The following is a 10,486-nucleotide window of genomic DNA, read 5'->3' as shown; positions in this document are numbered from 1 at the left end:
ACCGCTCTCTACTGCATTCAGCAGCTTTGCATAGACCTGGCGAGGTGTCTGGCCGGTCGCCAGTCCCAGCACTGCAGTAGGCTTGGCGCGAACTACCGATAGGATACGCTCGGCAACCGCAGTACTCGCGTCTTCCGGCGTCGGAAAAATTGTGACGTTCAACGCGCGTCCGTGCACGTCCCTGTGAAGATGATCCATCAGACGGAAACCTTTTAAAAACTGTGCGGAAGTTCGCGGCCAGACGTGGCCCGGCCGCCAAATAGTTAAATATGTCCGCGATCCATCGCTTCGAGGAGCGCCGCGATGTAGCCGTAGCAGAAGCTAAACGCGACGCCGATCGGATCTCGGCCCGAGATGGTCGGAACATGATCGGGCATGATCATGTATTTGTAGCCGACCTCTTTGTAGATTTTCAGCGAGCGGATCGTGTCCATGTCGCCTTCATCAGGGAAAGTTTGGCTGCGAACTCGCACATTGGTGCCGGCGGGTGAGCATCTAATGACAACTGGCCGTCAATGCCATCTGGTCCGTCTGCGGGACAAGCCGGTGCGCGACATCGTCATGCAGGTTCGCGACTGAATGATCGTCGAGCTCAATGCCGACATCGTTGCATTTGACAAGCTCTATCCGGATCTCGGCCTCCAACCCGAGAGTTGGGCTCAGATTTGACTGCGGATAACGCTTCGAACGAAGTCAACATGCGCTGAATTCCTGAAATCTGAAAATTTTAAAGAACTCCACCGGTACGCGCTAGATAGGTCGGTACAAAGGTTGAAAGTTCGATTTCTTCACGTCAGGACTTTTGTAATTGCGATTTCTAGGGGCCTCGAATTTCTCCATTACTGGCAGATCCACGGCCTAAGCCCATCGCTTTACCGGCTCATTGTCCATCCTATAAACCTCTCATCAGGCCGCTGCTTTCGACCGCCAGGAATAATTTCCCGCTTTCGCGAGCTCAGGAAAACGGACCAATCTCAAAACTAGCAGTTGAAGCCATAAAGAATCCCGGTTCGTTCGCCTGGATCCTTCAAAACTATCGCACCCTGAGGATTAGAATTTGCTTTTGGCAACGGTTTCGCACGGAAGGCTACTTTCATGATTGTTGGTTCGATTCGCTTGCGCTCACTTGGATATTAATATACTACTTCATGTGAGCCAACGGGAGGGGCTAAGGGTGAAGTATAACTTAGGCTACATGATCGCTGACATGCGCAGGATGACGCGATGAGCGAAGCCCGCAAGAAGCGCTCGATCGCCGGTGTCACTTACCCCGCCTATGAGCGCGCAGCCGCCCCGCGCGCTGCAACTCTGATTTACGACACGCTACGCAACGACATCATTTCACTGCGTCTCAAGCCGATGGACCTTCTTAATGAGAAAGAACTGCAGGCGCAGTTCGGCGTCAGTCGCACACCAATCCGCGAGGCGATCCTGCGCCTTTCCGACGATGGGCTCGTTGACGTCTTTCCGCAAGCAGGGACCTTTGTTTCACGAATTCCACGCAGGGCACTTTATGAGGCGATCCTAGTGCGCAAGGCACTGGAGGATACGACCGTCTCTATCGCCACCGAGAAGATAACGCCGGCCGGCATTCGCTCACTGGAGCGCAATCTAGATGATCTCAGAGCCTGCGTGCATGATGGTGATTTCGAGTCCTTCCACGTTGTTGACAACGATTTTCATAAGCTGATCAGTGATATCGCCGGCTTCCCTGGTATGTGGGCGATCATCCAGCAGGTGAAGGTTCATTCCGATCGCTACCGCCTGCTGACACTGCCGCAGGAAGGGCGTCTTGCGCGCGTCATCGAGGAGCATTCGGGAGTAATCGACTGTATGAAGGCCGGAGACAAGGCCGGTGCCGCCGCCGCCATGGGCTTTCACCTCGGCAAGTTGCTCGGCGAAGTCGAGAAGGCCGTGTTCTGGGATCCGAACTATTACATCGAGGATGCAAATTCTCCGCTGGCATCCAAAAAAGAGAAGGAGAAAAATCAATGACGATCGATGTCCGTTATGCTTCCCATCCAGAGGCCGTTCGCGACTACGACACTCAAACGCTACGCCGCCATTTTCTAGTTGAGACGATTTTCTCAGGCGGCGAGATTCGGCTCACCTATTCGCATTATGACCGCATGGTCATTGGTGGCGTGACGCCGCTCGGCGAAAGCCTGACGCTTGGCGCACCGAACCAAATCGGTCAGGAGACCTTCCTGGCGGAGCGGGAACTAGGCGCGCTGAACGTCGGTGGCGCGGGCCGAATCATTGTCGATGGCAAGAGCCATGCGCTGGCGAAATATGCTTGCCTCTATGTTGGAAAGGGTGCCAAGGATGTCCTCTTCGAGAGTGACAACGCTGGCACCCCGGCAAAATTCTACCTTGTCTCTGCGCCGGCGCATCAGGCGCATCCGACGGTTCTCCTGACCCGCGACAACGCCCGCCATCTGGTCACAGGCGAGGCGGCGACCGCCAACAAGCGCTCGATCTACCAGTTCATTCACCCGGGAGTCTGCCAGTCCTGCCAGCTGACCATGGGCTTCACCATGATCGAGCAGGGTAGCGTCTGGAACACAATGCCATCGCACACCCATGACCGGCGCATGGAAGCATATCTCTATTTCGACCTGGAAGCCGATCAGCGCATCTTTCACTTCATGGGCGAGCCACAGCAGACCCGCCACATGCTGATCGCCAACGAGCAGGCAGTCCTCTCTCCGTCCTGGTCTATCCACTCGGGTGTCGGCACCAAGAATTACAGCTTCATCTGGGCGATGGCCGGTGACAACAAGAGCTTCACCGACATGGACCACATCGCCATCGCGGATCTGAGGTAAGACGGGCTGCCCTGTTCCTAACACGGGAAGCATCGAACGACGTTCACGGTACCGTCATCCCCGTCGATGACGTCTGGCTCACATAATAAAACATTGGCACCGGAAAAACCCGGAGCGCAGGGAGGAATCATGAATTATCAGTTCGATTTCGGGGCACTGTTGCCCTACTGGCAGGACTTTCTATCCGGTGCTCTGACGACAATCGAGATCACGGTGTTTGCGGTTATCATCGGCATGGCGATCGGTGTAGCCTGCGCTATTGGCCGCCGTTCGAACTCAGCCATCCTGCGAAGCATTGTCAGCATCTATATCGAGACGGTTCGCAACACGCCGTTCATCGTCCAGATATTCTTCATCTTCTTCGGCCTGTCGTCGATCGGTTTCCGGTTGCCAATCATCGCGGCCTCAGTATTCGCGATGGTCATCAATGTCGGGGCCTATACCGCTGAGATCGTTCGCGCCGGCATGGATTCTATCCATCCGAGCCAAATCGAGGCCGCAGAAGCGCTAGGTCTTTCGAAGCTCCAGATCTACCGCGACATCATCCTTCTGCCGGCGATCGAGCGCGTCTATCCCGCACTCTCGAGCCAGTTCATTCTGATGATGCTGTCAACCTCGATCTGCTCGCAGATCTCGGCTGAGGAGTTGACGGGCATTGCTAACAACATCCAGTCGAACACCTTCCGCTCGCTGGAAACCTATTTCGTCGTGGCGCTTCTCTACATCGCGATCACCTATCTGATGCGTGCTGCCTTTTTCGGGCTTGGCCTCATCGCATTCCCGCGCCGCCGCCGGCTCGGGCTCGGCGTGTGAGGTGATGATGCTCGGTGCTTTCTCGACCAATCACCTTTTCTACCTGCTCGACGGCCTGCTCTGGACGGTCGTGCTCTCCGCGCTCGCCTTCATTCTTGGCGGCCTTGCCGGCTTTTTCGTCATGCTGGCCCGGATATCGCGCTTCCGCTGGCTACGGCGCACGGCGCTCATCTATATTCAGATCGTCCAAGGCACACCGCTGCTGATCCAGATGTTCCTGCTATATTTTGGGCTTGGCGTGTTCGGCGTCTCGGTGCCGCCGTTGGTCGCCGCCGGTCTCGGAATGATGGTCTATTCGAGCTCCTATCTCGGCGAGATCTGGCGCGGCTCGGTGGAATCCATAGCCAAGACCCAATTTGAAGCTGCCGAATGCCTTGGGCTCTCGCGATGGCAGGCACTGCGGGACGTCATCCTGCCACAGGCGCTGAAAATCGCCACGCCACCGACAGTCGGTTTCCTTGTGCAGCTCGTCAAGAACACCTCCCTCGCATCCGTCGTCGGCTTCTTGGAGCTGACGCGTGCAGCGCAGGTCATCAACAACTCCATGTTTCAGCCGTTTCTGGTCTTCGGCATTGCAGCGCTTTTCTACTTCTGCGTCTGTTTTCCGCTGTCGGTCTGGAGCCGTTCGCTCGAGAGGAAACTCAATGCCGGCCGTCGTTAAACTCACCAATGTCGTCAAGCGCTTCGGTGCCCTGGAGGTGCTGAAAGGCGTCTCGTTCGAGATCAACACCGGCGAAGTGGTTGCGCTGATCGGCCAGTCCGGTTCTGGCAAGAGCACGGCCCTTCGCTGCATCAACCGGTTGGAGAGGATCCAGGACGGAACGATAGAGGTCTGCGGCCATCACGTACAAGATCCGGAGCTAGATTTGAGGGAGCTGCGCCGCGACATCGGCATGGTGTTCCAGAGCTACAATCTCTTCCCGCACATGACGGTTGCCGAAAACATTATGTTGGCACCGCGTCGTGTCAAGTCGATGCATAAGGACGAGGCGTTCCAGATCGCGAGGGAGGTTCTCGCCAAAGTTGGCTTGTCGGAGAAGATCGATAATTATCCCGAGCAGCTTTCGGGTGGCCAACAGCAGCGCGTGGCGATCGCCCGCTCGCTCGCCATGCGGCCGAAGGTGATGCTGTTCGACGAAGTGACCTCGGCGCTTGATCCGAAGCTAACGGGCGAGGTGCTGCGCGTTATGGAAGATCTTGCGCGGGGCGGCATGACGATGATCGTCGTCACTCACGAGATGGGCTTTGCCAAGCGGGCAGCCAACCGCGTCATCTACATGCATACCGGAAAAGTTTGGGAGACGGGAGGGGCTGATATCCTCTCAAATCCGCAGACGCCGGAATTAAAGGAATTCATGGCCGAAGAGCTCTGAATCCATGGAGGAGTGCCTGCGCCAAGCGCGGGATTAGGTAAACGAGAGAGGAGTCTCATATGCCGACAAGAATAATTTCGAAACTGGCACTTATCGCTGGAGCTGGCCTGCTGGCCTTTGCATCCGCCGCCAATGCCGACGTGCTTGATAATATCAAGAAGGCGGGCAAGGTGCGAATCGCAGTGGCGATGGGCACCCCCGAATATTCCTTCGTTGATGAAAACCTGAAGCCGACAGGCTCTGACGTCGAAACCGCCAAGCTGATAGCCAAAGATCTGGGCGTCGAGCTCGAACTGGTGGAAATCACAAATGCTGCGCGCGTTCCCTCGGTACAGACGGGCAAGGCTGACATGGTGGTTTCTTCGCTCGGCATCACAGAGGAACGCAAGAAGGCGATCGATTATTCGGTCCCTTACGCGACGCTCGCTCTCGTCGTTGCTGGCCCGGCCGACGTCGTGATCAAGGATTATGCAGATCTCGACGGTAAGCGCGTCGGTGTGACCCGCGCGACGACCAACGACCAGGACATCACGGCAAAGGCAAGGGGTGCCGATGTCGTCCGCTTCGAGGACGACGCGACACTGATCACTTCTGTCGTCTCCGGCCAAGTCAATATCTTGTCCAGCCAGTCGGCGGTCATCAACGGGATCAACAAGAAGATGACGAGTAATCCCTTGCAGGTGAAGTTCACTCAGAAGGAAACCAATCTTGGCATCGGGATTCCGAAGGGTGAAACCGCGCTGAAAGGCTGGCTCGACGGATGGGTCAAAACCAATTTCGACAATAAGGTGTTGCGCGACATCTATCGCAACTACCACAATGCCGAGTTGCCCGATGATCTGACATCGCGCCAGTGATGAAGTGAAGCGCTGGGGTCGAAGGGCCTCAGCGACTTTCGGGGGGTGATAAACTATCTGCATACTCGACACCGTCCGTAATGCCGGTGAGCAAGATAGCGAAGGAGCCTGCGACTATTCACGTCCATTGATTGTAAGATGCCTCCACATGTGGAAGGACCAGGATACCATACGGAACTAAGCTGGTTAGGCGCACATAACTAGATTCGGACGGAAACTTGGATCACCCAGGAGGTAGTTCATGTATTCGCGCTCGGACGCTGGCGCAAAGGTGTTGCGGTGTTTCATGGATGGGGCAGCACTCATGACCGAGCGGCTCATTCCGCCAGCTGTATAACGTCGGGTGGCATAGACGTAGCCGATCGGATACTTCGTGGGCAATTCCTCTCCACCGCAAAGAGCAAGGACCGCGACTTGCTTCAACCAATCGGATAGTCCGGACGGCAGGATCGACCGACCATTGAAGTCCTCGTTTCTGGAAAAGACTCTCGAACCCATGCATTTAAAGTCCAACGACCTGGATAAGCCAGCGTCTTATCGTCGTTGAGATATAGCGGTGATAAGTGCGGCAGCGCTCAAGCGCCGCCTGTTTCTGGGGCTCTTAAAACCTCGGTGCGCGAGTCATCCAACCAATGCGCAGACCTCCTGGTGGTCCAAGTTTTCGTCCGAGTCCCTTCTTTGCTCTATCGGATTAGTCCTCGACGGAAATCGAGATGCAAGGCTCTCCTCTGACTTTTTGAGGGTGGTAAAATGCAGATCAAGATTGTTACTTATCGCTCTAGCTCGTGCATCCCTTTGGCAAAGGCTGCGTTCCTACCACTACGAGCAGTAAAAACAGGATTAAGTGCCACGAGCAATCCGGCCTTCGCTCATGTAGAGGTGCCCCATGACCCTCATCCCAGATAAGGCTGTCACCTTCCGCGTCCCGATGGACCGGAACTCTTCAGACACCGGCTCGATCTTGACCGGCGCATCCATTGTCAATTCCCGCAACACGCGGCCTGTCATTGTCCGCGGCTGTGGAATGCCGAGCAGCGACAGGATGGTTGGCGCGATGTCGGTGATGGCACTTGGCGTCGTGGAAACCCTTCCTCGTCCCAGTCCTGCCCCGTATCCGGCCAGAACCGCAGACAGTTCGCCCCGATGCAGACCGCCGTGGGTGCCGCCGCCCGGGCGCAGATCATAGTCTCCAGCATCGTAATACACCGAACCCATATCGCCGGCTACGTCATCGTCCACCGTATTCCCGAGATGGACGAACAGATCGGGCGCACGGGCACCGCCGGCACCGAGCAGCTCCAAAGCCAAGCTTCCCTCGACACGACCGTGGTTGCTCGCAGGCGCTCCCGCGCAGCTGAAGGCTCCACCGAACCATGCCTGCTCCGTCATGAAGCTCGCCACCTCTTGCAACAAGATGGGATCGTCTTTCCTCAGCCAGATGCCGGCGGCACGCCCTGGTCGCACCAGCATGTCGGTCGCCGGGTCTGCGAATGAAGCAGCCGCCTTGAACCCGGCTGCACATAAAGAATCCGCGACGGAAACCAGACCGCCGATCGTGACGTGACCATGGTCGGAGACCACCAAAAGCGCAATGCTGTCGCGTTCGGGCTGCGCCTCGCGCCAAGCCATAAGTGCGCCGACGACTTCATCGCAATGCTGCATCTTCTCGCGCAGCTGATCGGATCCCAGTCCGTAGAGATGCGCCGCGCTATCCACTTCAGTGCACCACAGGATGCTGACTGCCGGTTTGCTGTAAGGCCATACTTCCTGCTCGAAGACCTTCAGAGCAGCGTTCGGGCCATCTGCGGACACGCCCCCTGCTGGAATCTTCAGCGAGCGGTGGACACGCGCTGCAAACGCATGCGGATGGGCCGTCTGAGGATGGCGGACATTAAACCCGACTTGATCGCGCTTGGCACCTCTCCAGTTCAGGGCGGGCAAGACGCCGGGCCCGCTCGACGCGATGACCGCGAAGGGTCTGCCAACGCGGTGGAGCGTTTCCGACAGTGAAATCGCTTCAACCAGCTTTCCTTCAAGCCGCTCATCGGCCGCGTACCAATCATGCGTCGTCTCGGTGAATATTTGCTCAGGGAACCCGTCACGTACATAGAACTGATTTCCGGCGATCCCGTTGGTCTCAGCGGGAGAACCTGTTGCTAGGGCGGTTAGCGCACCGCGGGTCTCGCTCGGAAACACCGTCTTATGATGGGTGCTCCACGTGCCGGCCCGCGCCAAGCCGACAAGGTTGGGCATCGTTATGTCATCGACCAAATCCGGTCGCAGTCCGTCGATCCCCATGACCACGACGTGGCGTACCTCATTGGGCATTGTTCTAATCCTTAACGGTTGCGGGATAGATCACTCGAACGCCAGCCTCGTTGAAGGCTTCGTCAAAAACGGGCGGGGGGGGCTCATCTGTGACGATCGTCCCGATTTCGGAAAGTGGTGCCGAGATATAGGAGCCGGGTGCTCCGAACTTGCTGTGGTCCGCGACGACAATACGGCGGTGGCTGCGCTGGAAGAGCAAGCGCTTCATGTACTGCAGGTATTTTCCCGACTCAACCAAACCATGCACTGGATGGATGCCATATGCGGCGATGATCACGGTATCGAAAACACATTCAGAAATCGCGTCCAGCACCTGTTGGCCAGTAAGCGCCCCATCGGCGTAGTCGTATTCTCCGCCCGTCAACGTGACACGATGTTTCACACCGCCATGCAAGGCCTCCGCGATAGCAGGCATGTTGGTCATAACCGACATCGGACTGCCCTCGTCCAAGGCTTTGGCGACGGATAGGGTCGTACTGCCGTGCGTCATGAAGATCCACCCGTCTCGTCCGACCAGCTTTGCCGCTAATTCCCCGATTGAGGCCTTTTGGTTACTCAGGCTGTTGACGCGCATCGAGATAGGCGCGGCCCGCGCCGTCGGTATTGCGCCCCCATGGACGCGGGTGAGAAGCCCGTTCTTTTCCAAGCTCGCGAGATCACGGCGAATGGTCTCCATAGAAACCGAGTACCGCTCGGCCATCGCAGCGATACTGACACCATCTTCTGCTTCCAGAAGGTCTGCAATGGCTTTAATGCGACTTGCTGCCGGTATTCTCGCCACGGGCCCTCCCATTCCCAAACAATCTGAGTGTAAGTATCGCTGGGTATTCATAGTGTGATGTTTTGTGGATTAATCGAGACTAAGCTGCCTGTCAATCCACTACGGCAGCATCGACTTTAAACATGTGTCGCACTGCTGAAATCAATAGGATTTTTGATGCGAGACGTTGTATCCAGCAAAAGCTAATGGGTTGGTCAAGCGTTTGTTCCGACCGGTCAATGACTTGCACGATCTCGGAATATCAATTAAAACCAAATTTAGCCTCGTAATGTCACATTTCCGTTAACAGCCGTGCCTATACCGATTTGCGATCGACGCCTTGCTGGTGGAGTAACGCGCCGCGTTTCAAGAAAGGAATTTAAATGAACTGGAAGAGACTGGCATATTATGGAGTAGCGTCCCTGATCGGACTGCCTTCCATCGCACAAGCGGCAGGCATGGATGAACTCGTCGCGGCGGCAAAGGCCGAAGGTCAGCTTACCGTGATCGCAGTGTCCCATGATTGGTGCGGCTACGGCGCACTGATCCAAGGCTTCAAGGACAAGTACGGCCTCACCGTGAACGAACTCAATCCGAACGCTGGTTCGGGTGAAGAGTTGGCAACGATCAAGGCCAATATGGACAATAAAGGTCCGCAAGCCCCAGATGTTATCGACATTGGCCTCGTCTTTGGCCCCACCGCAAAACAGGATGACCTCCTGCAACCTTACAAAGTGCAGACCTGGGACGAAATTCCAGACGTTGTCAAAGACCCTGACGGCTATTGGTACGGCGACTACTATGGAGTGCTGGCCTTCATCATCAACAAGGACATCGTTACAAAATCTCCTGGCGACTGGTCCGATCTTCTCGATCCCGCCTATCGGAAAAGCGTATCGATCCCCGCCGATCCCCGCACGGCCAACAATGCGATCCTGAGCATCTACGCTGCCGGTCTGGCAACCGGTGCCCAGCCCGGGGCGGAAGCCGCTAGAGCCGGTCTGGCGTTCTATCGTAAGTTGAAGGACGCTGGCAATCTTGTTGCCGGCTTTGGGACGGCGTCGTCGATCGCCAAAGGCGAAACTCCGATCACGACGCGATGGGACTTCAACGGCATCACCTATAACCAGAACTTTAAGGGTAACCCGCCCCTCGACACAATCGTGCCGAAAGGCGTAACAGTCGCCGGCGTCTATGCGCAAGCCATCAGCAAATATGCGCCGCACCCGAACGCAGCCAAACTCTGGATGGAGTATTTGTATTCTGACGAGGGGCAAAGCGGCTTCCTCAAGGGTCTATGCCACCCGATCCGCTTTGACGCGATGCGCGAATCGGGCAAAATCACCGATGAGATGATGGCGAAGCTGCCACAAACTGGATCAAACTTGGTCTTCCCGGAGCTGGGGCATCTTGTGGAGGCAAGCGACGTGATCGCTAAGGAATGGACCGCGACAGTTGGTGCAGGAAGCAAGTAACTTGGACCAGACGTCGAATAAGATCACCTCCGGTGCGGGACACTCCCGCTCC

At 56.5% G+C, this 10,486-nt stretch carries 10 protein-coding genes and 1 pseudogene; 7 read left to right on the top strand and 4 right to left on the bottom strand.

Annotated elements, in window-relative coordinates:
- Window positions 1-263: 263 nt before the first annotated feature.
- Window positions 264-458: pseudogene (locus DSM25558_RS22770) on the bottom strand (mannonate dehydratase); the annotation flags it as partial.
- A 766-nt stretch (window positions 459-1,224) separates the two neighbouring features.
- Here DSM25558_RS22770 and DSM25558_RS22760 point away from each other — a divergent pair.
- The 6 genes from DSM25558_RS22760 (at window position 1,225) to DSM25558_RS22735 (ending at window position 5,871) form a co-directional block, all read left to right on the top strand.
- On the top strand, window positions 1,225-1,995 hold the full coding sequence (locus DSM25558_RS22760) for a GntR family transcriptional regulator (protein WP_077106954.1): 771 nt from the start codon (window positions 1,225-1,227) through the stop codon (window positions 1,993-1,995).
- Window positions 1,992-2,828 carry a 5-dehydro-4-deoxy-D-glucuronate isomerase gene (kduI, locus tag DSM25558_RS22755; RefSeq protein WP_077106953.1) on the top strand — a complete coding sequence of 279 codons (837 nt, stop codon included), beginning with the start codon at window positions 1,992-1,994 and terminating at the stop codon, window positions 2,826-2,828. The genes DSM25558_RS22760 and kduI overlap by 4 nt, the downstream gene beginning before the upstream one ends.
- A gap of 129 nt (window positions 2,829-2,957) precedes the next feature.
- On the top strand, window positions 2,958-3,641 hold the full coding sequence (locus DSM25558_RS22750; protein WP_077106952.1) for an amino acid ABC transporter permease: 684 nt from the start codon (window positions 2,958-2,960) through the stop codon (window positions 3,639-3,641).
- Between the two features lie 7 nt (window positions 3,642-3,648).
- Window positions 3,649-4,302, top strand: a complete 654-nt coding sequence (locus DSM25558_RS22745) for an amino acid ABC transporter permease (RefSeq protein ID WP_062451825.1) — start codon at window positions 3,649-3,651, stop codon at window positions 4,300-4,302.
- Window positions 4,286-5,014 (top strand): amino acid ABC transporter ATP-binding protein, encoded by a 729-nt coding sequence (locus DSM25558_RS22740; protein ID WP_077106951.1) that lies wholly within the window; start codon window positions 4,286-4,288, stop codon window positions 5,012-5,014. The genes DSM25558_RS22745 and DSM25558_RS22740 overlap by 17 nt, the downstream gene beginning before the upstream one ends.
- A gap of 59 nt (window positions 5,015-5,073) precedes the next feature.
- Entirely contained in the window at window positions 5,074-5,871 is a 798-nt protein-coding gene (locus tag DSM25558_RS22735) for a transporter substrate-binding domain-containing protein (RefSeq protein WP_077106950.1), read from the top strand.
- Window positions 5,872-6,057: 186 nt separating this feature from the next.
- Here DSM25558_RS22735 and DSM25558_RS29855 read toward each other — a convergent pair whose 3' ends face one another.
- The 3 genes from DSM25558_RS29855 to DSM25558_RS22725 form a co-directional block, all read right to left on the bottom strand.
- Window positions 6,058-6,369 (bottom strand): hypothetical protein, encoded by a 312-nt coding sequence (locus DSM25558_RS29855; RefSeq protein WP_143239432.1) that lies wholly within the window; start codon window positions 6,367-6,369, stop codon window positions 6,058-6,060.
- Window positions 6,370-6,711: 342 nt separating this feature from the next.
- Entirely contained in the window at window positions 6,712-8,199 is a 1,488-nt protein-coding gene (locus tag DSM25558_RS22730) for an alkaline phosphatase family protein (RefSeq protein WP_077106949.1), read from the bottom strand.
- Window positions 8,200-8,203: 4 nt separating this feature from the next.
- Window positions 8,204-8,980 (bottom strand): DeoR/GlpR family DNA-binding transcription regulator, encoded by a 777-nt coding sequence (locus DSM25558_RS22725; protein WP_077106948.1) that lies wholly within the window; start codon window positions 8,978-8,980, stop codon window positions 8,204-8,206.
- A gap of 362 nt (window positions 8,981-9,342) precedes the next feature.
- Between DSM25558_RS22725 and DSM25558_RS22720 the strand changes: the two genes are divergently transcribed.
- Window positions 9,343-10,434, top strand: a complete 1,092-nt coding sequence (locus DSM25558_RS22720; protein ID WP_077106947.1) for an ABC transporter substrate-binding protein — start codon at window positions 9,343-9,345, stop codon at window positions 10,432-10,434.
- Window positions 10,435-10,486: the final 52 nt, after the last annotated feature.

The sequence above is a fragment of the Agrobacterium sp. DSM 25558 genome (assembly GCF_900100825.1).
Lineage (GTDB): Bacteria > Pseudomonadota > Alphaproteobacteria > Rhizobiales > Rhizobiaceae > Agrobacterium.
Note: the sequence above shows the minus strand (reverse complement) of the source record. Positions and strands in the feature narration are given on the sequence as shown.